The organism is Tenebrionibacter intestinalis (assembly GCF_016632365.1).
GTDB classification, from domain to species: Bacteria; Pseudomonadota; Gammaproteobacteria; order Enterobacterales; family Enterobacteriaceae; genus Tenebrionibacter; species Tenebrionibacter intestinalis.
Window position 1 is genome coordinate 1 of the sequence record NZ_JAEPBH010000048.1, and the last position, 26,302, is coordinate 26,302.

Genomic DNA, 26,302 nt, shown 5'->3' on the forward strand with positions numbered 1-26,302 from the left:
GGGCAATACCGCACGCGCGGAGATCACCCTGACGGTGGATACCACGGTGCCTGTGCCGCCGGTTATCACGAGCCTGACGGACGCGGTTGGGACAATTCAGTATACGTCGCAGACGCAGGGCAACGTGACCGACGATCCGGTTCCGTCTTTTACCGGTACGGCCGAGGCTGGCGCGATCGTCACGCTTTATGACGGCGATGCCGTTCTGGGATCGGTTATCGCCAATGACGCGGGTGAATGGTCCTTCAGGCCAACAACCAACCTGCGTGAAGGAACGCACAGCATTACCGCGACGGCAACCGATGCGGCCGGTAATACCAGCGAGCCGAGTGACAACTGGAACTTTGTGCTGGATGTCACGGCGCCAGGCGTGGGTATCTCCGGAAACTCTGCGGAGTCGCTGAGCGGCGTGTCTGAGCCGGGCGCTATCATCACCGTCACCGATGACAAAGGCACGGAGTATACCGCCGTAGCCGATCAGGCTGGCCGCTGGATCATTGCGCCAAACCCCATCGAACCTGGCGTTTCCGGGACGATTTATGTGACCGATCCGGCTGGCAACAAAGGGGAATCCGTTTCATTCCAGGGCGCGGCGCTGGGAAGCTACGATCTGTTGAATGAATCTGCGCAGGTTAATACCTCGGTTGCAGGCGATCAGGCTAACCCGACCACCACGCGTCTGGCCGATGGCCGTATTGTGGTCAGTTGGCAGGGTGCGGGCGTATCGGCAACTGAAGTGTACATGCAGATGTATGAAGCTGACGGCGTGCACAAGATTGGTACCGAGCAGCAGGTCAACCAGCGTACCAACGGTAACCAGGACAGCCCGCAGGTCGTTGCGCTGGCCGATGGCGGTTTCATTATTGTTTATGAATCTTACAACGGCGGTTTTAGCGGCGGCGACTGCGTTGTCGCCCGCCGCTACGGCGCCGATGGTCAGGCGGTGACGGATGAGTTCATGGTCAATGTTACGACCACGGGCGGAAATCAGAACCACCCAAGCGTGATGGCCACGCCGGACGGCGGCTACATTATCACCTGGCAGGATCAGAACAAGAATATTGTTCAGCGCACCTACGGCGCGGACAATGAGCCTGCAACGGGTGAAGTGGTGGTCGCCACCGGTACCGGTATGGGCGGCGCAGGCGGCCCTGAAATGGCGACCTTTACCGATGAGGCGCACAGCGGGATGTATATCACCGTATGGAACGCCACCTCCGGCCCGTCGGATAAAGATTCAACCGGCGTGGTGGGGCAAATCTTCGGGGCGGACGGCAAGCCGCTGGGTAGCACTTTCCAGGTGAACACCACTATGGATGCCCAGCAGAACTACCCGGACGTGATTACCCTCAAAGACGGCAGCTTTGTGGTTTACTGGGACACCAACGACTCGGGCGCTATCGGTTCGGACGTGCGNNNGCGACCTTTACCGATGAGGCGCACAGCGGGATGTATATCACCGTATGGAACGCCACCTCCGGCCCGTCGGATAAAAATTCAACCGGCGTGGTGGGGCAAATCTTCGGGGCGGACGGCAAGCCGCTGGGCGGCGCTTTCCAGGTGAACACCACTATGGATGCCCAGCAGAACTACCCGGACGTGATTACCCTCAAAGACGGCAGCTTTGTGGTTTACTGGGACACCAACGACTCGGGCGCTATCGGTTCGGACGTGCGCGCCATTCACTACACCGTTGACCCGGCTACGGGCGCGGTGTCGGTCAAAGGCACCGGCGACTTTATCGTCAACACCTTTACCGTTGGTAAGCAGTACAAGCCGGTGGGCGTAGCGCTGGAAGACGGCGGTTACCTGATTATCTGGGGATCTGACGGTGGCGACGGTCACGGCTCGGCTATCTATGCCCAGCGCTATGACGCCAGTGATAATAAGGTGGGCCGTGAGTTTATCGTCAATACCACTACCCAGGGCAACCAGGGCTACGGCGGCGATTCTGCAGATGTGACCCATATTGTGGACGCCACGCTGATGGCGGACGGAAACGTCTATATTAGCTGGCAGTCCGATAACGTGGATGGAAACAGCATGGGCATTGAGGGGATTGTCGTAAACCCTGATGCGGCCTACTACTCTGAATTTACCGTTAACAGCACGAAAGCGGGCGATCAGTCCAGCCCGGTTGTGGTTTCTCTGCCCGACGGCGGCCTGTTTGAAGTATGGGTGTCCGCCAACGGCGATGGTTCCGGTACCGGGATCAGAGGGCAGATGCTGGATGCAAAAGGCCAGCCGGTGGGCGGTGAGTTCACGGTGAACACCACAACCGCGGGCGATCAGTTAATGCCCGTGGTGCTGGAAAACGGCAATATCCAGATCGTATGGACCAGCCCGGCTTCCGGCAACGTTAACTACATTAAGGGGCAGCAGTACACCTACGCCTACGACAGTGAAGGCAACGTGAGTGGTTTAACCGCGGTTGGGTCTGAGTTCAACATCAGCTCCGGCGCTGGCGCCACGTACCAGGGAAGCCCGCAGGTGACCTCTTTGTCTGATGGCGGATATCTGGTTGTCTGGGAAGCGATAGAGTCCAGCGAGTATAAGATCTATGGTCGTCAGTATAACGCCGACGGCTCGCCGGCTACCGGTGAGATGACCTTAAGCTCAACGGGGCTGACGACCGGTGCGCTGGGCAACAGTAACTACTGGAGCGCGCTGCCTTCGGTCTCGGAGCTGAGCAATGGTAAAGTAGCTATCTCTTTTGCCACCAAGGGAAGCGGCTATGACAGCAGCGTTGTGCTGTACGACCCGGCGACCCATACCGCAGGGGCATCGACGGTTGTTAACCAGACCAGCGCAGGCGATCAGGCTTCCGCAAGCGTCAGCGCGCTGGATAACGGCAACTTTGTCGTGACCTGGGACTCGAATAACAACAGCGGCCCGGATCAGACAGGCTTTAGCGTCTGGGGGCGTATCTATGATGCGAACGGGCAGGCGATATCCAATGAGTTCCTGATCAATACCGTGACGGCGGGCGATCAGCATCTGGCTAAAGTGGTCAGCCGTGCCGACGGCAGCTTTGTGGCGGTATTTGTTTCCGCAACGGACACGGCGCCGGGGGCAGGCACGAACGGCATTTATGCGCAGTACTTTGATGCTCATGGCAACAAAGTAGGTCAGCAGATGCAGATAAACCAGCTTACTTACGGCGAGCAAATCGAGGTTAACGCCACCTTTATGGCGGGCGGCCAGCTCTACGTCACCTGGACCGACCAGGGCGTGGGCGACGGCAGCGGCTCTGCGATTAAAGGCCGTATCGTTGACCTCAATGAAACGCTGGGTCTTAAGGATGACGGCAACGGCTTGACGCATATCGATTACCAGCCGGCGCAGTTCTACGTGAACGGCACCGATGGAAACGATGCGCTGGATGCTCGCGGTGCGATAACCGTTGATGCGAAGGATGGAAACGACACCATCTTTATCAACAGCACTAACTTCACCAGCATTAACGGTGGAGAAGGGCATGACACGCTGGTGTGGGATTCCTACAACAATCTGGAGCTGGGCAGTGTTTCATCGAAGATAAGCGGTATCGAAGTGATTCACATGGGGAATAACTCAGCGCAAACGTTGGTGATTAGCGCCAGCGATGTTCTTGATATGACGAAAGATAATGGCGAAACAGGACATGTTCTGTATATCACCGGCGACGATGGCGACTCAAACAAGAGCGGCGCCAGGGATACGGTGAGTATTGATAAATCCGTGTGGACTGCCGGCGCTTCTCAGACCGAGAACGGGGTGACCTATGACGTTTATGTCCATAATGATGACACAACCGTTAAGTTGTTAATTCAGCATGGTATGAACGTGATGTAATAAAAACAGGCGGTGGCTTCGGCCACCGCTATTTAAAAACATGCAGGTCGCAAAATTAATTTTTCAACTTAACGTGCTGTGGTTGTTATCGCCACTTTTAAAAAATTTACCTGGCAATGACATTACCTTTTAGTGTTATTGCTATAAGGGTAAAGGTCGTGGAATTAATTTTTCTACTTAACATTCCGGTAAAGTAATTTACCGTTATTTAATTAAATTACACAGCAGTGACATTAATCTTAATTTTTTATAAGGGAATTATGAAATATTTATCACTCAGGACAGACCCGTTTGGTCGGGTGCCGAAGATTATTTTGCCGCTGCTCGCTATGGCGTACTGTACACCTGCGAGCGCCACGCCTTTTCTGGATATCCTCCGTATGACGGCAGCGCATCCTTCCATTGCTTCTGCGCAGGATATGGCCGGCGCTGCGTTATTTGATGTGGATGCCGAAAAAGCATCCAATAATTTACAAGTCAGCGCTGGAATAGGCGCCGTGGGTTACTCCGGGCAGCCGGGCTATGAAAATAATTACCTTTCTCCACATATTAACATTAGCAAAGTCTTATACGATCATGGGCGTAATGCCGCTGCGGTTGAAGGGCGGGAAGCCGAATACGAAGCACAGCGCGCGCAGATAAAGGTCGCGCGGGAAAGTCTTAATCAACAAGTTCTGTCGTTGTATACCACTGCGGTGACGAATGCGCGCGTGGTTTCCGTACTCGATCGCGAAATTGCGGCGCTGGGAGACTTGCTTAAACGTGTGCAAACCATCGCAACCATTGATTCCGGGCGAGCCTCGGAAGTAAGCCAGGTTTCCACACGGCTTAGCGCTGTCGTCGCCAGCCGTGAAGCCAGCTATACGGCGCAGCAGCAGGCCTGGCAGCAGTTGACGCAAATTGTGAATAAACCCATTGCGCTGACTAACGGGCTACCTGATTTAAAAAAAGCCGCCTTACTTCCTGCCAGCCTCACCGTTGCGCAAAGCGCGCTGATGGATAACCCATCGTTTGTGGTAACCCGCTATCGGCGCGACTCGGCGAATTCAGCCCTTAAGGTTGCCTCAAAATGGACTCGCCCGAAATGGAGCGTTCAGTTATCGCTTGATAGCCCGCGCCATAACGGAAGAACAGAGCCTTTTAAAGCGGCCACATTACAGCTTAGCAGTGATGCAAGCCTGTGGGACGGCGGCGCAGGTATGGCTTCTGTGAAGGGACAGACGCGGCGGCTGGCTTCGGCGGAACAGGAGATGGAAGCCACCTTCCGTACGCTGAAATCGCAGTTATCCCAACTGTGGATCTCGCTTCCGCTGCGCGAGCGGCAAATCATGGCGCTTTCCAGGCAGTCCGCCTCGGCGCTGAAAACGTGGCGGGCGGGAGAGACGCAGTTTTTTGCCGGGCAGCGTCCGTTAACCGATCTGATTTCTTTTGCAACGGATTACTATTCAAGCCTTGCAAGCTATGAAGAGCAGCGCGTGCAGTACATCGCCACGCAGTGGCAAATTGTGGGCGCGCTGGGAAAATTGACTGATTTAACTGAAAAAGTGCAGTCGCTGCCTGCGCCTGCGATAACGCAGATAAACGCGGCTGAGCACAACAGTGTCGCGCCGGCGACCTTCACTTCCCGGGCGAATAACGCTGTTTCGCCAGCAGATGAGCTGGCCCCCGAGGCTTTCGTAACCACAAGCGCTTCGCACTAACATAAACCGGGAGATACTGTATGTCTGTTATTGAAAACGCGCCTGGCATGTTGGAGAGCGATATCGCCAGGGCCGCAAATGAAGAGCATCAGCCGTTGCATGATGCAGTAAATAACGATCTGCCGCATGCTATACAGAGCGCGCTGCGCCTGTTTGACGTACGTCTTACGTTGTCTGAGTTGCTAAGCGATATGCCGCGTTGCCCTGAACATAGCGCAGAGCAAAACGCCTGGGCCGTTCAGTTGCTACAGTGCCGCGGCGTTGTGGCCGTGTGGCAGCCCCTGCCGCTTGCAGAGGTAAAATCCTTCCTGCTGCCTGCGGTTATGCGCCTTGGAAACAGCTTTGCGGTGCTGACGCAGTATGGTGAAAAGGTGTGTCATGCAATCATTCCTTCGCTCAGCGATAAGCCGGTTGAGATAGCAACGGAACAGGTGCTCTCCACCTATGGCGGCGAGCTTTTACTGATACGCCCCCAGTCACATTTAGATAATCGTGCCGATGACCTGGTAAAAACGGGCGAAAAGCACTGGTTCTGGAGTACGCTCTGGCGTTACAAGGGGTACATGTTTGAAGCAGCGGCGCTGTCGATAATCATCAATGTGCTGGTGCTGGCCATGTCCATCTTTACCATGACGGTTTATAACCGCGTATTGCCTAACCAAACTTACGTCACGCTGTGGACGATGGCCATTGGGGTCTCTATTGCGCTGCTATTTGAGTTTTGCGCGCGCGTGGCGCGCGCCTGGGTTACCGACCGGGCGGGTAAAAAGATTGATCTTGTGCTGGGTTCGCGCATTTTTCGCCACGTGCTGGAGGGAAAAATGGAGAATCGCGCGCAGTCGAACGGCGCGTTTGGTAACGTGATGCAGAGTTTCGAAACCGTGCGCGATCTCTCCACCTCAGCGGCCCTGACCACCGTTGCCGACCTGCCGTTTGTGTTCCTGTTTCTCGCGGTTATCTATCTGGTCGCCGGGCCGCTGGTTTGGTGTGTGGTTTTAATCTTGTTGGTCATTGTCACTATCGTGCTGCTTATGCAAATTCCGCTTAAGCGTCACGCTGAAGAATCGATGAAGGTCGGCAGCAACCGTTACGGGCTGGTGATTGAAACGCTGGACAATCTGGAAACCATCAAAGCGCTGCGCGCCGAAAGCCTGGTGGCGGGCAAACATGACACAGCCAGCGTAAAACTTTCTGCGGTGTCGATGAAATCGCGTTTTCTGTCAACGCTTGGCACTACTGCTATCCAGACGACCCAGCAATTTGGCACGGTGTTGCTGCTGCTTTGGGGCGTTTACCTGGTGGGGGATGGCGCTATCTCGATGGGCGGCATCATTGCCACGATGACCCTGATGGGGCGCGCCGTTATGCCTATCGCTACCCTGGCTGCGCTGGGCCTGCGTATTCAGCAGGCATGCACCTCGTTGAATATCCTTAATAAACTGATGCAGACTCCGGCCGAGGTGAATCGTAAAAAAGTCTACGTGCAGCTTCCTCAGGGCAGCCAGAGTGAAATTGATTGCCGCAACATGAGTTTTACCTACAGGCAGGGGCTGCCTGCGGTTATTGATCATGTCGATCTGCAGCTTAAACACGGCGAGCGTGTCGCCATTCTTGGCAAAATGGGCAGCGGAAAATCGTCGCTGCTGCGCCTGTTAGTTGGGCTTTATCAGCCCAGCGAAGGGGTTATCTCGCTTAGCGGCGTCGATTTGCGTCAGATTGCGCCGGCCGAGCTGCGTTCGCGCATCGCGCTGGTAAGCCAGGAGCCGAAACTGATGTTTGGCACCTTGCGCGACAACCTGCTGATGGGCGCGCCTTACGCCAGCGATGCGGACATGATGCGCGTGGCGGCGCTGACCGGCGTCAACGAAATCGTTGCCCGCCATCCTATGGGGTATGGCATGACTATCGGCGAAAAAGGCGAAACGCTGTCTGGCGGGCAAAAGCAGGCCATCGCGCTGGCCCGCGCAATTCTGGCGGAGCCGGATGTATTGCTGCTCGATGAGCCGACCTCCGGTATGGATATGGGGTCGGAAAGAATGGTGCTTCAGGCGCTGGAGCCGATTATGGTCGGGCGTACGGTGGTTATTGTGACGCACCGCCCGGCGATTCTGAAATACGTCGACAGGGTGATTGTCATGGACGATGGCATGAAGGTGGCCGATGGCCCGAAAGAGGAGATTGTCCGGCTGCTTAATGAGGGCAGAATACCCGCAGCCTCGGTGCTGCGCGATGCGGCAAAACCGAAACCCGTGATGGCTGATTCGACAGTACAGGCGTAGGAGAAAAGCATGTTTAAGCGTAAAAAAGGATCTGAAAACGCAGTCATTGCCCGTACAGACACACATTATGAACGCGAACATATTACGGCCAGCGAGTTAACGCGCGCGGCCAGCGCGGATCGCTGGGCCGGCTGGATACTGATTTCCTGGGGCGGGGTGGCGTTTCTTGCCTGCGCGCTGGCGTGGTCTGCGTTTTGCAATATCGAAGAGGTGACCACAGGCTCGGCTAAAATTGTTCCCAGTTCCAGAGAGCAGGTGCTGCAAAGCCTGGAAGGGGGCATCTTGCAGGAGATGCTGGTTCATGAAGGCGATACGGTAGAAAAAGGGCAAATTGTCGCCCGTATCGACCCGACACGCGCTCAGGCCTCTTTTCGTGAAAGCGCGAATCGTATGCTGGCGCTGGAGGCGCAGGCAGCCCGCCTCCGGGCCGAAGCATCAGGTAAAGAGCCGAACTTTCCCGAGCACGTTAAAGCCAACGCTGAGCTGGTTCAGCGTGAAATGGATGCGTACCGGCAACGTAAACGGGCGCTGGATGATTCCATTGCCGGCTATGTCAAAACCGGCAAGTTAATTGGGCAGGAACTGCAAATGGCGCGGCAGCTCGCGGCGCAGTCGTTACTCTCCAATACGGAAGTGCTGAAGCTTGAGCGTCAGGCGAATGACAACCAGTTGCAAATTACCGATCGCAAAAACCGCTACCGCAGTGAGGCGACGGATGAGTTGTCAAAGGTGGAAGTGGAACTGAGCGGCCTGGAGGAGACGGCCCTTGGCAGACAGGATACGCTTGTGCGTACCGAACTGCGTTCATCCGTACGCGGAGTGGTGAATAACATCAGTATTAACACCATCGGCGGCGTTATACAGCCGGGCGCCGAAATTATGGAAGTGACGCCGCTGGACGATCAACTGCTGGTGGAAACGAAAATTAAGCCCTCTGATGTTGCGTTTCTCGCGCCAGGCCAGGAGGCCGTGGTGAAAATATCAGCCTACGATTACTCCATTTACGGCGGCCTGAAGGGCACGGTTGAAAATATCAGCCCCGGCGCGCTAAAAGACGAGAGCGCGAAGGCTCCGAAAAAATACAGTACGGATGATACCTATTACCGGGTGATGATTCGAACGCAAAGCAACACATTAACCAAAGAAGGAAGTTATAAGCTGCGGGTTATTCCGGGCATGACCGCGACCGTTGATATTCGCACCGGCGAAAAAAGCCTGCTGCAATACCTGCTAAGGCCGCTGCTGCGCGTTCAGGAGGCCTTTCGCGAAAAATAACGCAGGGCCGCTTAATCGCGTTTAAGGGCCTGCCTTTTGCGGGCAGCGGCGATATCGTCGCTGCCTGTATTATATCGGTATCTTTTTATCCACTGACCATTTTTCCCTTAGGCCGGTTAAGCGGAGCCATTCTGTTTGCCGGCCATTTTTTCATTGTGGTATTACGTTGCCCGCTTTCGAAAACGCATGCAGACCGGGAGAGCGGCGCTATGGCGATGCCGGGCGCGCTCAGTATATCGCGCTCATAAAAGCATCGCGCCTTGTAGCCCGTTATCAGCATTCCACATCCGGCGTTTTTTTACCCTCTTCAATAAACGCTTCGTTTATTTCATCGGTATTGCCTTCGTGATCCCTGCCTGACAGCAAATTCCAGCAGGCAATAAACAGCGCGGCAATCAGAGGGCCAATAACAAAACCGTTAATACCGTAAATCTCCATGCCGCCAAGCGTGGTAATAAGTACCAGATAATCGGGCAGTCTGGTGTCTTTACCCACCAGCAGCGGACGCAGGATGTTATCCACCAGCCCGACAATAATGATAAAAAAGCCGACAATAAACCCTCCCTGCCAGAGCTGCTGCGTGGCAAACAGAAAGACAGCGGCAGGAACCCAAATAATGGCTGAACCGACAGCGGGCACCAGAGACAAAAACGCCATCATCGCCCCCCACAGGATGCTGCCGTCAATGCCCACAATATAAAACGCGATGCCGCCAAGCACCCCCTGGACTAGCGCAACGACCGCGGTGCCTTTTACCGTCGCCCCGGCGACGGCGGCGAATTTGGCAAAAAGATGGCGCTTAACAAAGCCTGACAGCGGCAGCGATTCCATGATAACGCGCACCAGCCAGGGGCCATCCTTAAGTAAAAAGAACAGTAAATAAAGCATGACGCCGAAGCTGATGGTAAAGCCAAATGTGCCTTTGCCAATTAAAAAAGCTCTGCCGGCGAGGTACTGGCCGCCTTTGAGCGCAACGCTGGAAAGCTGGCGCTGAATTTGTTCGGCGCTGTCGAGGTTGTGTTCGGCTAACAAATGCCTCGCCCACTGGGGCAGGTGGTTGATAAGGCTTGCTATTACCGCTGGAAACTGCGTGTCGTTATGCTGGAGTTTGCTATAGACAAGATTAATTTCGAATGCCAGGGAAGACAGAATGACCGCCAGCGGCGTAAAGACGATCAAACAGATAATACCCACCGTCAGTACAGACGCCAGCCCGTTGCGCCCGGCGAGGCGCGTGCGCAGTTTGTTTTTTAGCGGGTAGAAAATAACCGCCAGAATGGCTGCCCACAGAATGGCCGAATACCAGGGAGAAAGGATATTAAAAAAAGCCAGCGTGACAATAAAAAGTATCAGAATGAAAAAAAACTTAGTCAAACCTTTAAGTCTCATCTTTGTGTTCCCTGCGTGTATTCGCATCTGATGAAATATAGAAGCTGTCAGGTGATTTATCCTGCCGGTAGCCGCCTGAGAGACGGCAAATGGACGCCGCTTGCCGGAACAGGAGCGTTGCGCTGGCAGTAAAAATATCGCTGCTGGCTGAAGTAACGCTGTAAACGCGTGGCGGATTATAGCCCATCAAATTTTGCAGTTTATTCTTAGAGCATTGCCGCCGCGTCACGTGCCATTATCAACGGGCGTTAACCACCGGTAGATTGTCAGATTGAGGGAATGATGAAAAAGACAATTTTCGTATTATCCGCGCTCCTGGTTGCTGCGCCTGCTTTTGCAGTCACAACACATGCCACTGATGAAGGCGTTGCGCAGGCGCATAAAGGTGCAGTCAGCGCAAAAGAAAAGCTTCATCAGGCGCAGCATCGTGGACAGGGACTCAGGCTCAGGTCGGAACACGCCGCGCAAGGTAAAAAACATGATTTCGGCAGCAAAGTAAACGAAGGCGCGCGTAAAACCTGGGATAACACCAAAGAAGGCGCGGAAACGGCCTGGGATAAAACGAAGCAGGGTTCACAGAATGCCTGGGATAAAACCAAAAAGGGTTCCGTAAGAGCGCTGGACAAAACAAAACAGGGTTCTGCAAAAGCCTGGGATGCCTCAAAAGAAGGCGCCGGGAAAGCCTGGGACAGCGCCAGACAGCGCGCCAGGGAATTAAAGAATAACGTCACCGAATAATTTTATCGCCAACACCTGTGTCAGGCCGGAAATTTTCCGGCCTCTTTCTTTATTATTCATTGTTGCGCTGTTTCTTATCCGCCTGTCCCGTAAATAAGCTAATCGGCGGCGCAGAAGCCTGCCCGACATTGTTATTGCCCAGCCCTGCGGGGCGCATGCGAAAAAACCGCTGACTGCGTTGTCGGGCTTGAACAGAGGGCCACTCTGCTCCGCGCCTTGCCAGCGGGTTTTTCGCTCAGCGCCAGCATCATGAGGATTAAGGGACACAGCCTAATACGCTTTTCGCGGATATTGCTATAAATTATGGGCGTGGGCTGCGTAACCGCCGAACCGTAACGGCAAGGCTAACCGCACAGCCCCGGATAGCGAGACAATATATCTGCAACGACAGCGCTATACCTGTTACCCGTATAAAAACCGCCGCAGAAGAGGAAGGGAGGATGCGCAGCGCAGCCTTAGTCTGCCTGTCGGCGCGCGTTTTCCCGGTCAGACAGGCGCTTTTTGTCTGTCGCGCTTTTGCGCGGCGGGCGGTATTTTTCCGGCAGTGGCGGCACAGGACGGCGGTCGTCAATCAGATGGTGCAGGGTTAGCAGCGGGTGGCGCCACAGCATTCCCGGGCCTGCCCAGCGCATAATCCGCTTCATCTCTTCGCGCTTTGCCGGTTGGTAGCAGTGCACAGGGCAGCGACGGCAGGCCGGTTTATCCTCTCCAAATACGCAGCGATCCAGCCGCTTTAGCGCATAAGCGTACAGGGCTTCATAGTGGGCGGCCTCTGGCAGCGCCTCAGGGCAGTGCCGCTTATAGAGCGCGATCATGCGCCTGATGGTTTTCTGTTCCCGCTGTATGCGTTTTCCAGCCATTGTCGGCCCCCTTCCTAAAGATGCATTATGAATGCATGATTCTAACGCAAACCGCGCCGCCAGGCTAACTGCCTTGTCGCTCGGGAGAAAAGGCGCTAATGGGTTAAGCAAAATACAGGTTTTGTTAATGTGTCGTTTTACTCCCGGTTATGCCCGTTTTTTATTAGCTGAACATTTGCAACTGTAACTTTAAGAAGGCATCATAGCCGCGCATTATCAGGAAGGAGTATATATGCAGGAGTTAACCATCTTCGCTCAGAAATATGGATTTCAATTCAGTCAAACCACGTCGCTTATTATCGTGCTGGGCATTATTCTTGTTACAGCTATTATCATTCACGTTATACTTCATGGCCTGGTATTAAAGTTCTTTGAAAGAAGGGCAAGAGCCAGTAATAAAATCTGGCTGCAGATTATTACTGAGCATAAATTGTTTCATCGCCTGGCGTTTATTCTGCAAGGGGTCATTGTCAACGCGCAGTCCCTGCTATGGCTGCACCGTAGCGAAGCCGGGAATGTTCTCTCGCTTTGCGCGCAGCTATGGATCATGCTTTATACCCTGCTGGCGCTGTTTTCATTGTTGGATATCGCGCTGAAATTCGCGCACCGTTTCCAGGCTACCGCACAGCTTCCGCTGCGTGGCATTTTCCAGGGCGTGAAACTGCTGGCCGCAATCGTGGCGGGCATCATGATGATATCCCTGCTTATTGGTAAATCGCCAGCCATTCTGATTAGCGGACTGGGCGCGATGGCTGCGGTGTTGATGCTGGTGTTTAAAGATCCCATTCTTGGGCTGGTCGCCGGCATTCAGCTATCGGCTAATAACATGCTCAGGCTGGGAGACTGGCTGGAGATGCCGAAGTATGGCGCAGATGGCGCGGTGACCGATATCGGGCTGACGACCGTAAAAGTGAAAAACTGGGATAACACCATTACCACTATCCCCACCTGGGCGCTGGTTTCCGATGCGTTTAAAAACTGGAGCGGGATGTCTGCCTCCGGCGGCCGGCGCATCAAGCGCAGCATCAGCATTGATACCACCAGCGTGCATTTTCTCTCAGACGAAGAAGAGCAGCGCCTGAAAAAAAGCCGCCTGCTGCGGCCCTATCTTGACGCCAAAAATGAGGAACTCTCAGCGTGGAACCGCGAGGCGGGCGATGATTGTGTACTGAATGCGCGGCGTATGACTAACCTTGGCACATTTCGCGCCTACCTGACCGCCTACCTGCAGGATCATCCGCGAACGCGAAAAGATATGACGCTGATGGTTCGCCAGCTAGCGCCGACAGAAACGGGCCTGCCGCTTGAAATTTATGTCTTTACGAATACTGTCGTGTGGCTGGAGTATGAGGCGATTCAGGCCGATATCTTCGATCATATTTATGCCGTCATTGATGAATTTGGCCTGCGGGTACACCAGGCGCCTACCGGTAACGATATTCGCGCCGTTGCCGCATTGCTGTCGCCGCGTGCGCGCTAAGCGCCCCCGGTAGGCCGCAGAATTTTGGCCCGAAATATCAGCAGGATAATGCCGTTTTTTCATTATCGTCTGGTAGACATAAGGCGGGCGAAAACGCAGTTTTGCCCGCCTTAATATCAAACTGAACGGGTCATCCGGCCCGTTTATGACAAATTGTCTTTTCTCTCAGCGGGTTAAATTTCAGTTTTGCGAGACACTGCAAAAGCGGCGTAGCGTATTTCTGCCACACTTTGCGCCGGTCATAAACGGTTAAGGAGGCCTGAAATATGATAAAAACGCGCATTGCTGTGCTGATGACGATGGTAGTGCTCAGCCCGATGTTATCCGCAGCGGAGCAGGCGCAGGATGCGCCAGAAGGTTACCGGCTGGCGCAGATATTATTAGGCTGTGTCCCTTAATCCTCATGATGCTGGCGCTGAGCGAAAAAACCGCTGGCAAGGCGGAGGGCGCAGGGCAGAGTGGCCCTCTGTTCAAGCCCAACAACGCAGTCAGCGGGTTTTTCGCACGCGCCCCGGAGGGCTGGGGNCAGCGGGTTTTTCGCACGCGCCCCGGAGGGCTGGGGCTATTTTTACGCGCCGCTGCGTTACTCGCCGCTGATTTGGGCCCACCAAACTGCGCGGCTCGTGCCTTGCCGTGCGTAAAAATAGCCGTCAGCAGCATCCATGCAGGATTAAGGGACACAGCCTAATGAGTCGCCATAATCTGCGCGCGCCGTTGGCCAATAACGGCAGCCTGCTGGCGCAGGCCACGCCGCACGCCTGGCCGCAATGGGAGGTGCCCGGCGGGCAGCTCACCACCAAAGGCGGAGTGCTTGAGGTGTATATGGGGCGATATATGCGCGAGTGGCTGGCGCAGCAGGGATTATTCAGCGCGGACGAATGCCCGGCGCCGCAAAACGTCTACGCTTATGCAAACAGCCTGCAGCGCACGGTGGCGACGGCGCAGTTCTTTATCACCGGCGCTTTCCCCGGCTGCGATATTGCGGTGCATCACCAGGAAAAAATGGGGACGATGGATCCTACGTTTAATCCGTCTGTTACCCGTGGGGACGCAGCTTTTAGCCAGGCGGCTGTAAAGGCGATGGAGAAACAGCATGCGGCCAGCAACCTTAATGAGAGTTATAAACTGCTGGAAAAAGTGATCGACTATTCCCGGTCGCCGGCGTGTAAAGAAAAACGACAGTGCGATCTGGCCCGCGGCGGCGATATTTTTAGCGCGAATCTGCATGAGGAGCCGGGCGTGAAAGGGCCGCTAAAGGTGGGCAACGCGCTGGTGGATGCCTTCACGCTACAATATTACGAGGGTTTTGCGCTTGAAAAGGTGGCGTGGGGCGAGATTAAAAGCGATAGCCAGTGGCGGTTGCTTTCCCGGCTGAAAAATAGTTATCAGGATGCCCTGTTTACCTCTCCTGAGGTTGCGCGCAATGTGGCGGCGCCGCTGGTGAAATATATCAATCATGCGCTGGTGGAGCAGCGGGCGAACGGGCCTAAATTTACGCTGCTGGTTGGGCATGACTCCAATATCGCCTCGCTGCTGACTGCGCTGGATTTCCGGGCGTATAAACTGCCTGGCCAATATGAACGCACGCCCATTGGCGGCAAAATTATGTTTGAGCGCTGGCATGATACCCGCGGCAACCGGGACCTGTTAAAAGTGGAATATCTCTATCAGAGCGCCGGGCAGTTACGTAATGCGCAGCCGCTATCCCTACAAAGCCCGCCGCAGCGCGTTACGCTGGAACTGGCAGGTTGCCCCACAGATAGCAACGGGTTTTGCCCGATGGAGACGTTTGAACGGGTGATGCGTAACGCGGCGCGTTAAGCCTGGCGTAAGCGGAATAAACCAGGGCCAGATCGGCTGAGCGGGTTACGCCTTCGTATCCCGCGTTTTGTTTGCCCGGTTCTGGTTTATTGCGCTGTCATGGTCTGCAGGCCTCAGACGTTTTTACGTTCAATGGTCTGTTCGCCCCAAAAGAGCGTGTCTTTGTCCGTCTTTTTGAAGGCGCGTTCCAGCACTTCATCGCTGCCGTCTTCCCAGATCTTTTCTGCGTCTTTTTCATCATAATTAGCCACTTCAAAAATGGCTTCGGCTATCTCTACCGAGGTATTGCGCAGCGAAGCCCATTCACCTACGCGGTGCGTTTTTGACTCTTGATTTTGCATGCTTTTCTCCTCCAGTTTTAGCCGTTAAATTTCATTGCGAGACGCGCAACATGCTGGCCCTGATAGCGGGCGATGGTTAGCTCCTCTTCGCTGGGCTGGCGTGAACCATCGCCGCCTGCGATAGTGGTTGCGCCATAGGGCGTACCGCCGCGAACCTGAGAGACATCAAAAAGCTCTTTTGTGCCGTAGCCGACAGGCACGATGATCATGCCGTGGTGAGCAAGCGTCGTCCATGTAGACGAAATGGTCTGCTCCTGACCGCCGCCGGTGCCGGTTGAGCTAAAAACGCTGCCCAGTTTGCCATAGAGCGCGCCTGACGCCCAAAGCCCGCCGGTTTGGTCGAGAAATGTGCGCATTTGTCCGGCCATGTTGCCAAAGCGGGTAGGCGTGCCGAAAATAATGGCGTCATAGTTCACCAGTTCCTGCGGCGTTGCGACCGGCGTGTCCTGCTTTTTACCCCCCGCTTTTTCAAACGCGTCCTGCGCCATCGTTTCAGGCACGCGCCTGAGGGTAACCTGTGCGCCGTCGATGCGTTTCGCGCCTTCCACGACGGCCTGCGCCATCGTTTCGATGTGTCCATACATGGAATAATAGAGTACCAGTATTTTTGTCATATCCTTAAACTCTCCTGTTGAACGTTCTGAAAAGGACGTATTGCTTTTATTTAAAGATATGACGTAGCGACGAGAGTGCAAATCAGAGGGGCATTTCTGTAATTTATCCGATGCGCCGTAAAACGCTGTCCTTCAGGCGAGGGACAGAAGGCGCGGTTTACCGACTAACCAAAAATGGCTTCATGGCTCACTGCCTGAAAATTCGCGCCTGAAACACACTGGCTGAAAGAATCTCCCTCGCAGCCGTCACTAAAAGATCTGGCGCGCGGCTACAAAAATTTCTTCCACAAGCGTGCTGCATTCCCCCCGCTTTAAAGAGCGTGGTCAAAATGACGCATTCCGCTACCTTCCGGGCGTGAAGCCCGATCGGCTCAACGGTCGTATATCGCTTCCAACGTTAGGGCGGGTTCGCTGGCGCAACAGCCGCTCACGCGGCAAATGGTACAGCGTTGCGCCTGCTGTGGACATACAGCGAAAAAGAACCGCTTATTAGAAAGTAAATTCGTGTGTCAGGTATGCGGCTACGCCGCGAACGCCCATGTAAACGGCGTACGTAATTTTTATCGGCAGAGCATGCCGCGTTTGCCTGTGGGGGATGGCGCAGGCAGTCTGCCTGTTGAAGCAGGAACCTACCGGGTCGTTTCAGGCTCCGGTCTGAACGCTGCGGGAATTTTCGTTCTTCAGGGCAGGGGAGGAGGTCTATGCTAATGTATTATGCTGCGTCGGTATGTAGCATCAGGATACATTTTTCTGTTATTGGCTTTTTTGTGCGCTAAGAGAAACTTATGGAAATTTTAGCGCCGGATAAAGCCTGCATGCCGCAAGAGTATTGCAGAGTATGTCTGAATTTTTGCCAATCCTTGCGGCTGTTCTACGCTTAAGGCTACGCGGAAATGTCACCGGCGCGCATACGCTGGCCGCGAAACGAGAACATCGACATTAACTGAATAGTGATGTTAAACAATTCGCGACGTTGGAGGTCAAGATGGCAAATCATCGTGGTGGTTCAGGTAATTTTGCAGAAGACCGTGAAAGGGCTTCCTCAGCCGGGCGTAAAGGCGGGCAGCAGAGCGGCGGGAACTTTAAAAACGACCCGCAGCGCGCCTCAGAAGCAGGCAAAAAAGGAGGCAAAAACAGCCACGGTTCACGCAGCAGTTGATGGCGCTCGTGACGTGAGCGTTCACTGCGCAGGGTTTGTCGCATAAGGCGTCTCCTGCCCCGTCAGGCGGGATTGCCCGGCGGTTAATAAGTGAACTCCCACCACCCTGTAAGCGCGCTGCTTACAGGGTGTTTTTTTATCGCTTGTTGAATAACGGATTCAGGAAATGTCGCAAAGCGGGTACTGGCGCGTTCGATGGGTTGCTTTTTAACGCCCCCCTATTCAACCGCTGCAAAACGCGCTACAGCAAGGGCGACGCCCGGCGTCGGTTAAGGCTTGCCAGGCGCGAGTGCGGCGACTCAAGCCTCGTTGTCGCGTCAATAGCGGCGGCCATATTATCTCGCGGTTTAGCGCTGTAGCGCCATTTGGTATCCTGAGCGCGGTTTTAACGGAGAGGGTGAATATGGCAGACAGCGCAATGGCCGCAGGGCGGCGCGCTACGGCGACAGCGGCAAAAAAAACGGCGATTTTGCGCGCGGGCCTGGATATTTTTTCACGCTTTGGGCTGCATGGCGCAACGCTGGACAGGCTTGCCGGGCAGGCGGGGGTGTCAAAAACCAACCTTCTTTATTACTTTCCCACTAAAGAGACGCTTTATATTGCCGTATTGCAGGATCTGCTTGATATATGGCTGGCGCCCCTGAAAGCATTTCGCGCTGATTCGCAGCCCGTGGCGGCTATTAGCGACTATATCCGGCTGAAGCTTGCGGTTTCGCGAGATTACCCTCAGGCATCAAGGCTGTTTTGCCAGGAGATGTTGCAGGGCGCGCCGCTGTTAAAATCGCTACTTGAAGGGGAGTTGAAGGAGCTGGTGGCAGAGAAGACGGCGATAATTAATGACTGGATTGCCGGCGGCAGGCTGGCAGCGGTAGACGCGCATCACCTTATCTTCACTATCTGGGCGACAACCCAGCATTATGCGGATTTTTCGGTACAAATTGAGGCCGTATCCGGCCGGACGTTACAGGACGACGCCTTTTTCCATCAGGCCGTTGAGCACATTCAGCGTATTATCCTTAAGGGCGTTTGCCCGCGTTAGTTATCCGGCGGCAGCGGGCAGCTCAGATCGCCTTCGTCGCACTGCGTCAGCGCGCTTAAGAAATTAATGCGCTCGCGGGTTTTGTCCGTAAGGCACTGGTTGAGCACCAGGGCTTGCGCACTGCCGCCAACAGCCCCGGAACTGACAAATTTACAGTCGGCGTCGCGGACTCTTATCCACGCCTGTTCGGCTTCGGCCAAAAGCTGGCGCTGTTGCGGCGTGGCGCGCTGAAGGATGGCCTGATAGGTTTCATTAAGGTTTTGATCCGCTTTCTGGTATTCCGCCGCGGCGCAGGCGTTCATCTCCTGCTGGGTCTGGATATTGCCGCAGTCGGCTGCAAGCGCAGTTTGCGTCAGCATCAGGCCAGCGATGACAGGCAAAGTATATTTCATAATACTCCTCAGTAAAAAAGGCCCCTGGGGCAGGAGCCTTATCACTCTAACGAAGCCTTAGCCGATTGTCATCAGGCTGGCGTTACCGCCAGCGGCGGCCGTGTTCACACTGAGCGAACGTTCAATGTAAAGCCTTTCCAGCAGCAGATTCGTTTCACCATGCGCAAAGCCCTGCACCGACACAATGGCGCCGCTGCGTGCCGCCACGTCTTCACATAGCTTACGTAGCTTATCTGAGTGGCCGTGATAAATCACCGCGTCAAAGCGCTGGTTGAGCAACGCTTCGGGCGCTACCAGATCTATCTGGTTTCGCACCCCGGCAGGCAGTTGTTTTGCCAGTTCATATTGCACGCCATTGTCCGGCCACAACACCCGGCAGCCCACGGCGGTGGCGGCGGCAAGTTGGGTGAGCGCATCTTGTTGGTTGTCTGCGATACAAAGCACGCGCTCGCGCGGCATCAGGCTGTAGCTGTTACGTTCGCCGGTCGGTCCTGGCAGCAGGCGCAGCGTGCCGCTTTGCGCCAGATCGGCCAGATGCTGGCACAAAGCGTGCAGCTCAGGGCGATTCTTCGCCCAGTCGGTTAACGCCCGATGCGCGCTTTGCAGCGCCGTTTTCAACTGCGCCTGCGCCGCTACGCCTGCATCCTGCCGCGCAAGCGTAGCCTGTACGGCATTCTCCGGCCGGTGGCTTAACAGGCGGTACAGATAGAGCGGGCCGCCGGCTTTCGGCCCTGTGCCGGACAAACCTTCGCCGCCAAACGGCTGCACGCCTACTACTGCGCCAACCATGTTACGGTTGACATACAGGTTGCCCACGTGCGCCTGGCCTGTAACCTGAGCGATGGTTTCATCAATGCGGGTATGTACGCCGAGCGTCAACCCATAGCCTGCGTCGTTGATGTGCTGGATGAGGCTGTCCAGGTCTTCGCGACGATAACGCACAACGTGTAGCACTGGCCCAAAGATTTCGCGCGTTAGTTCGTCAATGCTGTCCAGTTCGATAAGCGCTGGCGCAACAAATGTGCCGTTTTGCCAGTCGCGCGCATCGAGACTGTTTTCCCGCACCGCCTGAAAAACAGGGCGTCCTTTAGCGCGCAGCGTCTGGATATGTTGCTCGATATTATCGCGCGCGTCGGCGTCAATAACCGGGCCGATGTCTGTTGACAGACGCCCCGGGTTGCCCATGCGATACTCCGCCATTGCGCCCTTGAGCATTTTTAGCGTATGGTCAGCGACCTCCTCCTGGATGCACAGCACGCGCAGCGCGGAGCAACGCTGACCTGCGCTGTCGAACGCGGAAGCAAGAACATCGACCACGACCTGCTCGGTTAGCGCAGACGAGTCGACGATCATCGCGTTCAGGCCGCCGGTTTCCGCTATCAGCGGCGTGGGGCGGCCCTGTGGGTCGAGTCGGCTGGCGATGCTGCGCTGAAGCAGCGCTGCGACTTCAGTCGAGCCGGTAAACATCACGCCGCGCACCCGTGCGTCGCCGGTCAGGCGCGCGCCCACGGTTTCGCCGCGTCCGGGAAGCAGTTGCACTACGCCAGGCGGCACGCCCGCTTCGCGCAGAATGGCGATTCCCTGGGCTGCAATGAGCGGCGTTTGCTCGGCGGGTTTGGCCAGTACGCAGTTGCCGGCCGCCAGCGCGGCGGCAATCTGGCCGGTAAAAATCGCCAGCGGAAAGTTCCACGGGCTGATACATACCACAGGGCCAAGGGGGCGATGGGTTTCGTTATCGAAATCGTGGCGTGCCTGGCAGGCGTAATAGCGCAGGAAATCCACGGCTTCGCGCACTTCTGCGATGGCGTTGCTAAAGGTCTTACCCGCCTCCCGGACCAGGATGCCGATAAGCGTTTGCATCTGGTCTTCCATCAATACAGCGGCGCGTTCCAGCGCGGCCGCGCGCTCAGCGGGCGGCGTGGCGAACCAGACAGGGGCCTGGTTGACGGCGCTGTCCAGCGCGCGGGAAATCTCATCTTCCGTTGCTTCGCGCGTATAACCGACAATATCGGTTGAATCGGCCGGGTTGAGTACCGGCTCTATATCGCCTTCGGGGACATCCTTTTCCAGGCAAGGCAGCGCAAGCCATTTCTGGCTTGCGCTGTTAAGCAGCGAAGCGGAGAGGGAGGCCAGACGATGTTCGTTCGCCAGATCCAGACCAACGGCATTGGCGCGTTCGCTGGCGTAGAGTTCGCGCGGCAGCGGAATTTTCGGGTGCGCCAGCCCTAGCGTGCCTTCCCGCTCGGCCATCCGCTCTACGCCAGCCACCGGATCGGCGACCAGTTCATCGACAGGCAGCGTGGCGTCGGCAATGCGGTTAACGAAGGAGGTGTTAGCCCCGTTTTCCAGCAGGCGGCGCACCAGATAAGCCAGCAGCGTTTCGTGAGTGCCCACCGGCGCATAAATGCGGCACGGGCGGTTTAGCTTGCCATCGGCGGCTTTGCCAACCACTTGCTCGTAGAGCGGCTCGCCCATGCCGTGCAGGCACTGAAATTCGTACTGGCCCGGATAATAGTTTTGCCCGGCAAGTTGATAGATAGCGGCCAGAGAGTGAGCGTTGTGCGTGGCGAACTGCGGATAGATAAGGTTTGGTACTGATAATAGCTTTTTCGCGCAGGCGAGGTAAGAGACGTCGGTGTACGCCTTGCGGGTATAAACCGGATACCCTTCCAGCCCTTCTACCTGAGCGCGCTTGATTTCGCTATCCCAGTAGGCGCCTTTTACCAGCCGAATCATCAGGCGCCGGCGGCTGCGAGTGGCAAGCTCAATAAGGTAGTCGATAACAAACGGGCAGCGTTTCATATAGGCCTGGATAACAAAGCCGATGCCGTGCCAGCCTTCCAGCTCTGGCTCAAAGCACAATTTTTCCAGCAAATCGAGGGAGATTTCTAACCGATCGGCCTCTTCGGCATCAATGTTAATACCAATATCATACTGGCGCGCCAGCAGCGTCAGGGATTTCAGACGCGGGTAAAGTTCATCCATTACGCGCTCGTACTGGGCGCGGCTGTAGCGTGGGTGCAGGGCGGAAAGTTTGATGGAGATCCCCGGCCCTTCATAAATGCCGCGGCCGTTAGAGGCTTTACCAATAGCATGGATCGCCTGCTGATAGGCTACCATATAGGCCTGGGCATCGGCGGCGGTCAGGGCGGCTTCGCCAAGCATGTCGTAAGAATAGCGAAAGCCCTTATCTTCAAGCTTGCGGGCATTGGCCAGCGCTTCAGCGATAGTTTCACCCGTTACAAACTGCTCGCCCATCAGGCGCATCGCCATATCCACGCCTTTGCGGATAAGCGGCTCCCCGCGTTTGCCGATAATGCGATTGAGCGAACGTGACAGGCTGGTTTCATTGTGAGTGGAAACCAACCGCCCGGTGAACAGCAGCCCCCATGTGGCGGCGTTAACAAACAGCGACGGGCTGCGGCCAAGATGCGCCTGCCAGTCGCCGCTGCTGATTTTATCGCGAATCAGCGCGTCACGCGTGGCTTTGTCCGGGATGCGCAGCAGGGCTTCGGCCAGACACATCAGCGCGACGCCCTCCTGAGACGATAGCGAGAACTCCTGTAATAGCCCCTGAACCATACCAGCGCGACCGCCGGCGCTCTTTTGATTACGCAATTTATCCGCCAACTGATAAGCGAGCCTGTGCGTGCGTTCGGCAATATCGACAGGCATGCGCGCCTGTTCAAGGAGCATCGGGACGGCGTCAGTTTCCGCCCGTCGCCAGGCAGCGGTGATTGCGGCGCGGCTGACCGACTGAGGCAAAATGTGTTCCGCAAAATCAAGAAACGGCTGAGCTGCTTCCTGCGTTGGTGGGGCGAATTCTTCACTTTCATTTGCCGCTGCGCTTAACAGCGCTGGCAGTTCCGGTAGTGTTTCGTTATTCTCCAGTCGTTCCAGGTAGTTGAAAATTGCTTGCTTAATCAGCCAGTGCGGTGTGCGATCAATACGTGATGCCGCTGTTTTTATACGTTCGCGGGTCGCTTCGTCCAGCTTTACCCCCATGGTCGTGGTTCCCATGTCGTCAACTCCTGTCGTTCATTTGAATGGTCTGTTTGAAACGAAATATCTCCCATGTTGCAACTTTGTGCAACCTTGTTAAATGTGACCTCGTTTGCAACCCTTGAAATGAATAAAAATGAGCGAAGAAATAGCGGCCCGCCTTTCATAAATACAAAATGCGGGATGCGAATTTTCTGCGTAAGTTAACGTTTTTTTACGGTGCAACTGCTAAAAACCGTGAGCAAGTGCAACCTGGTAAAAAATAAAGCTGTTCTAACGCAGTTATGTGTGTGAAAAATATGTTAAGTTTATTGTTAATGAAAACTGTGTGAAAGAGTAAAAAAACGCAGAACACAACAAAAGGACCGTTTCGTTCCAACGGCCTTAACCGGACATAACCTGTTTGGTGCAATTAAGTGGAGAATACGAATGACAGCAAGCACGCCGATGCTGGTAACCTTTTTTATTTATATTCTGGGGATGATATTCATTGGTTTTATCGCCTGGCGATCGACCAAAAACTTTGATGACTATATTCTGGGCGGCCGTAGCCTTGGTAGTTTTGTAACGGCGCTGTCCGCTGGCGCTTCTGATATGAGCGGCTGGCTGCTGATGGGGCTGCCGGGCGCGATTTTTATCGCCGGCATTTCCGAAAGCTGGATTGCTATCGGCCTGACCTTAGGCGCTTACGTTAACTGGAAGCTGGTTGCAGGCCGCCTGCGCGTGCATACGGAAGCTAATGATAATGCGCTGACGCTGCCGGATTATTTCACCGGTCGGTTTGAAGATAAAAGCCGCGTATTGCGCATTATTTCCGCGCTGGTGATCCTGGTCTTCTTTACTATTTACTGTGCCTCCGGCGTCGTAGCGGGAGCGCGCCTGTTTGAAAGTACTTTTGGGATGAGCTACGAAACCGCGCTGTGGGCCGGGGCTGCCGCGACCATCCTTTATACGTTTATTGGCGGCTTTCTGGCCGTAAGCTGGACCGATACTGTACAGGCCAGCCTGATGATTTTTGCACTGATACTGACGCCCGTAATCGTTATCCTGGCTATAGGGGGCCTTGATGACTCGCTGGAGGTCATCAAACAAAAAAGTATCGATAACGTCGATATGCTCAAGGGGCTGAATGTTATGGCCATTATCTCGCTGATGGGCTGGGGACTGGGGTACTTTGGTCAGCCGCACATCCTGGCGCGCTTTATGGCCGCTGATTCCCATCATACCATTGTGCACGCGCGTCGTATCAGCATGATCTGGATGGTGTTATGCCTGGCGGGCGCGGTAGCGGTAGGTTTCTTTGGCATCGCTTACTTCAGTAACAACCCGCAGCTTGCGGCAGCGGTAGATCAAAACAGCGAGCGCGTATTTATTGAACTGGCGCAACTGCTGTTTAACCCGTGGATTGCGGGTGTGCTGCTTTCTGCGATACTTGCGGCGGTGATGTCGACGTTAAGCTGCCAGTTGCTGGTATGTTCCAGCGCCATTACCGAAGATCTTTATAAAGCTTTTTTGCGCAAGGGCGCCAGCCAGAAAGAGCTGGTGTGGGTCGGGCGTGCGATGGTGCTGGCGGTGGCGCTGGTGGCTATCGCGCTGGCCTCTAATCCGCAAAACCGCGTGCTGGGGCTGGTGAGCTACGCCTGGGCCGGGTTTGGCGCGGCGTTTGGCCCGGTGGTGCTCTTCTCGGTCATGTGGTCCCGCATGACGCGTAATGGCGCGCTGGCCGGAATGATTATTGGCGCGCTAACGGTTATTGTCTGGAAGCACTTTGGTTGGCTTGGGTTGTACGAAATCATCCCGGGCTTTATTTTTGGCAGTATCGGGATTGTGCTATTCAGCCTGTTGGGCAAAGCGCCGTCACGCGATATGTTGCAACGCTTTAATGCGGCAAACGCTCGTTATCACAGCGCGCCGCCGTCCAGCTTACAGACCGACTAAGTTACCGGCCAGAGTATGTTAGCCGCCGGCGCAAACTTGTAACGGCAGCTATTTTTCAGGCCCGGCAGGCGGCCTTCAGTTTGTCGATAAAGAAGGAAAAAATATATTTTTTCCTTCTTTTTTGTTGGTTGTCGCATGATTGGTCGCTATTTTTTAGTGTTTTATTCTGTTTGCGCGGGCGGTGTAGTGAAATAATTAATGTTGCAAAAATGCTTTTCTCTGATGTAATTAATAGCAGGCGGTCATGCCAGACTGTGAATAGTTGTTCACTTACGGAGACAGTGGATGCCTAAGCGCTGTATTACGCAGCAGCCTCAAATAATAACCCGTAGACCTCCGCCGGGACGTATTTTTACCGGCAAGTTTTCCTTCACCGCTGAATTTCATTTTTTCACTCTCTCCCATCTAACCGGCATTTGCGGCAACACCGTGCGCTGCAGGCTTGGGCCAAAAATCGGCAATTTACGGCTTACAAGGAAGCCAAACTACATCTGTTTGAGTACATCAACGCGCGCCAGCGGGTCCGCGTACTATGTAAACCCACTCATCAAGGTGCTATCTATGGGAAGACAGAAAGCAGTGATCAAAGCCCGTCGCGAAGCGAGACGTTTGTTAAGACGGGATTCTCGCAGCCACAAGCAGCGCGAGGAAGAATCGGTCACCTCGCTTGTGCAAATGAGCGGCGTAGAAGCTATCGGTATGGCCAGGGATTGCCGTGATAATTCGCCTGTTGAGGCGCGCAATCGGGCGCAGGAGCGCTATTTGCAGGCGATAGAGCGTAAAAGATTGATTTTTGCCACCGGGGAAGCCGGGTGCGGAAAAATGTTTATTAGCGCGGCAAAGGCTGCGCAGGCGCTGATACATAAAGATGTCGAAAGGATTATCGTTACCCGACCGGTACTGCAGGCTGATGAAGATCTTGGCTTCCTGCCTGGCGATATCACAGAGAAATTCGCACCCTATTTTCGCCCCGTTTACGATGTACTGGTGCGCCGGTTGGGCGCTTCTTTTATGCAGTACTGCCTGCGACCGGAGATAGGTAAAGTGGAGATCGCGCCATTTGCTTATATGCGAGGGCGTACGTTTGAAAATGCCGTTGTGATACTGGACGAAGCCCAGAATGTTACCGCCGCGCAGATGAAGATGTTCCTGACGCGCCTTGGCGAGAATGTGACGGTGATTGTCAATGGCGATATTACTCAGTGTGACTTGCCAAATGGTATACCGTCCGGCCTGAGCGATGCCCTGGCCCGGTTTGAGGATGACGAAATGGTAGGCGTAGTGCGTTTTACTAAAGAAGATTGTGTGCGTTCCGCACTTTGCCAGCGTGCGCTATTAGCTTATAGCTAACGTTTTTATTCATAACGGGAAGCCGGGCGCAGGCCTGATGCTGGTCATTTAAGGAGCCTGTCAGTAATTCTGTGTAACTGCCAATGTATTA

Annotated in this window: 19 protein-coding genes and 1 pseudogene; 14 read left to right on the plus strand and 6 right to left on the minus strand. The window is 54.9% G+C overall.

Annotated features, from left to right (window positions below; genetic code table 11):
- The first annotated feature begins 52 nt into the window (after positions 1-52).
- The 5 genes from JJB97_RS15275 to JJB97_RS18805 all read left to right on the plus strand — a co-directional run bounded on the left by JJB97_RS15275 (position 53) and on the right by JJB97_RS18805 (position 9,088).
- Complete coding sequence (locus JJB97_RS15275; RefSeq protein ID WP_451923555.1) at positions 53-1,564, plus strand: Ig-like domain-containing protein; 1,512 nt, start codon at positions 53-55, stop codon at positions 1,562-1,564.
- Entirely contained in the window at positions 1,450-3,834 is a 2,385-nt protein-coding gene (locus tag JJB97_RS15280; protein ID WP_238714885.1) for a hypothetical protein, read from the plus strand. The genes JJB97_RS15275 and JJB97_RS15280 overlap by 115 nt, the downstream gene beginning before the upstream one ends.
- A gap of 260 nt (positions 3,835-4,094) precedes the next feature.
- Positions 4,095-5,534, plus strand: coding sequence for a TolC family protein (locus JJB97_RS15285; protein ID WP_238714886.1), 1,440 nt, complete (start codon positions 4,095-4,097; stop codon positions 5,532-5,534).
- Positions 5,535-5,554: 20 nt separating this feature from the next.
- The gene (locus tag JJB97_RS15290) at positions 5,555-7,813 is read left to right on the plus strand and encodes a type I secretion system permease/ATPase (protein ID WP_238714887.1); all 2,259 of its coding nucleotides are present in this window, start codon (positions 5,555-5,557) and stop codon (positions 7,811-7,813) included.
- 588 nt (positions 7,814-8,401) lie between these two features.
- Positions 8,402-9,088, plus strand: a complete 687-nt coding sequence (locus JJB97_RS18805) for an HlyD family type I secretion periplasmic adaptor subunit (RefSeq protein ID WP_399198649.1) — start codon at positions 8,402-8,404, stop codon at positions 9,086-9,088.
- Between the two features lie 273 nt (positions 9,089-9,361).
- On the opposite strand, the gene JJB97_RS15300 is transcribed toward JJB97_RS18805, so the two are convergent.
- A complete protein-coding gene (locus tag JJB97_RS15300; RefSeq protein ID WP_238714889.1) occupies positions 9,362-10,477 on the minus strand; it encodes an AI-2E family transporter in 1,116 nt (371 codons plus the stop codon).
- Positions 10,478-10,759: 282 nt separating this feature from the next.
- Between JJB97_RS15300 and JJB97_RS15305 the strand changes: the two genes are divergently transcribed.
- On the plus strand, positions 10,760-11,215 hold the full coding sequence (locus tag JJB97_RS15305; protein ID WP_238714900.1) for a hypothetical protein: 456 nt from the start codon (positions 10,760-10,762) through the stop codon (positions 11,213-11,215).
- Positions 11,216-11,670: 455 nt separating this feature from the next.
- Here the strand turns inward: JJB97_RS15305 and JJB97_RS15310 are convergent, their stop codons facing one another.
- Complete coding sequence (locus JJB97_RS15310) at positions 11,671-12,075, minus strand: nitrous oxide-stimulated promoter family protein (RefSeq protein WP_238714890.1); 405 nt, start codon at positions 12,073-12,075, stop codon at positions 11,671-11,673.
- A gap of 232 nt (positions 12,076-12,307) precedes the next feature.
- On the opposite strand from JJB97_RS15310, the gene JJB97_RS15315 reads away from it, so the two are divergent.
- The 3 genes from JJB97_RS15315 (at position 12,308) to agp (ending at position 15,376) form a co-directional block, all read left to right on the plus strand.
- On the plus strand, positions 12,308-13,555 hold the full coding sequence (locus tag JJB97_RS15315) for a mechanosensitive ion channel family protein (protein WP_238714891.1): 1,248 nt from the start codon (positions 12,308-12,310) through the stop codon (positions 13,553-13,555).
- A gap of 266 nt (positions 13,556-13,821) precedes the next feature.
- Entirely contained in the window at positions 13,822-13,953 is a 132-nt protein-coding gene (locus JJB97_RS18600) for a hypothetical protein (RefSeq protein ID WP_263457989.1), read from the plus strand.
- Positions 13,954-14,188: 235 nt separating this feature from the next.
- Positions 14,189-15,376, plus strand: coding sequence for a bifunctional glucose-1-phosphatase/inositol phosphatase (gene agp / locus JJB97_RS15320; protein ID WP_317978194.1), 1,188 nt, complete (start codon positions 14,189-14,191; stop codon positions 15,374-15,376).
- A 113-nt stretch (positions 15,377-15,489) separates the two neighbouring features.
- On the opposite strand, the gene JJB97_RS15325 is transcribed toward agp, so the two are convergent.
- Positions 15,490-15,717: a YccJ family protein gene (locus JJB97_RS15325; RefSeq protein WP_238714892.1), complete on the minus strand. Its 228-nt coding sequence runs from the start codon at positions 15,715-15,717 to the stop codon at positions 15,490-15,492.
- Between the two features lie 17 nt (positions 15,718-15,734).
- Positions 15,735-16,331 (minus strand): NAD(P)H:quinone oxidoreductase, encoded by a 597-nt coding sequence (gene wrbA / locus JJB97_RS15330; protein ID WP_238714893.1) that lies wholly within the window; start codon positions 16,329-16,331, stop codon positions 15,735-15,737.
- A gap of 171 nt (positions 16,332-16,502) precedes the next feature.
- Between wrbA and JJB97_RS18810 the strand changes: the two are divergent.
- From JJB97_RS18810 to rutR, 3 genes and pseudogenes are all read left to right on the plus strand, one after another.
- A pseudogene (locus tag JJB97_RS18810) lies at positions 16,503-16,776 on the plus strand (RNA-guided endonuclease InsQ/TnpB family protein); the annotation flags it as partial.
- A 540-nt stretch (positions 16,777-17,316) separates the two neighbouring features.
- Positions 17,317-17,490, plus strand: coding sequence for a con-10 family general stress protein (locus tag JJB97_RS15340; RefSeq protein ID WP_238714894.1), 174 nt, complete (start codon positions 17,317-17,319; stop codon positions 17,488-17,490).
- A gap of 403 nt (positions 17,491-17,893) precedes the next feature.
- Complete coding sequence (gene rutR, locus JJB97_RS15345; RefSeq protein WP_238714895.1) at positions 17,894-18,529, plus strand: HTH-type transcriptional regulator RutR; 636 nt, start codon at positions 17,894-17,896, stop codon at positions 18,527-18,529.
- On the opposite strand, the gene JJB97_RS15350 is transcribed toward rutR, so the two are convergent.
- Positions 18,526-18,921 (minus strand): lysozyme inhibitor LprI family protein, encoded by a 396-nt coding sequence (locus JJB97_RS15350; protein WP_238714896.1) that lies wholly within the window; start codon positions 18,919-18,921, stop codon positions 18,526-18,528. The genes rutR and JJB97_RS15350 overlap by 4 nt on opposite strands.
- A 57-nt stretch (positions 18,922-18,978) precedes the next feature.
- Positions 18,979-22,941 carry a trifunctional transcriptional regulator/proline dehydrogenase/L-glutamate gamma-semialdehyde dehydrogenase gene (putA, locus tag JJB97_RS15355; RefSeq protein WP_238714897.1) on the minus strand — a complete coding sequence of 1,321 codons (3,963 nt, stop codon included), beginning with the start codon at positions 22,939-22,941 and terminating at the stop codon, positions 18,979-18,981.
- 411 nt (positions 22,942-23,352) lie between these two features.
- Here putA and putP point away from each other — a divergent pair, with 411 nt between their 5' ends.
- Positions 23,353-24,861, plus strand: coding sequence for a sodium/proline symporter PutP (gene putP, locus JJB97_RS15360; RefSeq protein ID WP_238714898.1), 1,509 nt, complete (start codon positions 23,353-23,355; stop codon positions 24,859-24,861).
- A gap of 561 nt (positions 24,862-25,422) precedes the next feature.
- On the plus strand, positions 25,423-26,211 hold the full coding sequence (gene phoH, locus JJB97_RS15365) for a phosphate starvation-inducible protein PhoH (RefSeq protein WP_238714899.1): 789 nt from the start codon (positions 25,423-25,425) through the stop codon (positions 26,209-26,211).
- Positions 26,212-26,302 lie beyond the last annotated feature (91 nt).

Coding starts and splice junctions, on each gene's coding strand:
- JJB97_RS15280 (WP_238714885.1), top strand. CDS start 1,450: ATGTATATCACCGTATGGAACGCCACCTCCGGCCCGTCGGATAAAAAT.
- JJB97_RS15285 (WP_238714886.1), top strand. CDS start 4,095: ATGAAATATTTATCACTCAGGACAGACCCGTTTGGTCGGGTGCCGAAG.
- JJB97_RS15290 (WP_238714887.1), top strand. CDS start 5,555: ATGTCTGTTATTGAAAACGCGCCTGGCATGTTGGAGAGCGATATCGCC.
- JJB97_RS18805 (WP_399198649.1), top strand. CDS start 8,402: ATGGCGCGGCAGCTCGCGGCGCAGTCGTTACTCTCCAATACGGAAGTG.
- JJB97_RS15300 (WP_238714889.1), bottom strand. CDS start 10,477: ATGAGACTTAAAGGTTTGACTAAGTTTTTTTTCATTCTGATACTTTTT.
- JJB97_RS15305 (WP_238714900.1), top strand. CDS start 10,760: ATGAAAAAGACAATTTTCGTATTATCCGCGCTCCTGGTTGCTGCGCCT.
- JJB97_RS15310 (WP_238714890.1), bottom strand. CDS start 12,075: ATGGCTGGAAAACGCATACAGCGGGAACAGAAAACCATCAGGCGCATG.
- JJB97_RS15315 (WP_238714891.1), top strand. CDS start 12,308: ATGCAGGAGTTAACCATCTTCGCTCAGAAATATGGATTTCAATTCAGT.
- JJB97_RS18600 (WP_263457989.1), top strand. CDS start 13,822: ATGATAAAAACGCGCATTGCTGTGCTGATGACGATGGTAGTGCTCAGC.
- JJB97_RS15325 (WP_238714892.1), bottom strand. CDS start 15,717: ATGCAAAATCAAGAGTCAAAAACGCACCGCGTAGGTGAATGGGCTTCG.
- wrbA (WP_238714893.1), bottom strand. CDS start 16,331: ATGACAAAAATACTGGTACTCTATTATTCCATGTATGGACACATCGAA.
- JJB97_RS15340 (WP_238714894.1), top strand. CDS start 17,317: ATGGCAAATCATCGTGGTGGTTCAGGTAATTTTGCAGAAGACCGTGAA.
- rutR (WP_238714895.1), top strand. CDS start 17,894: ATGGCAGACAGCGCAATGGCCGCAGGGCGGCGCGCTACGGCGACAGCG.
- JJB97_RS15350 (WP_238714896.1), bottom strand. CDS start 18,921: ATGAAATATACTTTGCCTGTCATCGCTGGCCTGATGCTGACGCAAACT.
- putA (WP_238714897.1), bottom strand. CDS start 22,941: ATGGGAACCACGACCATGGGGGTAAAGCTGGACGAAGCGACCCGCGAA.
- putP (WP_238714898.1), top strand. CDS start 23,353: ATGACAGCAAGCACGCCGATGCTGGTAACCTTTTTTATTTATATTCTG.
- phoH (WP_238714899.1), top strand. CDS start 25,423: ATGGGAAGACAGAAAGCAGTGATCAAAGCCCGTCGCGAAGCGAGACGT.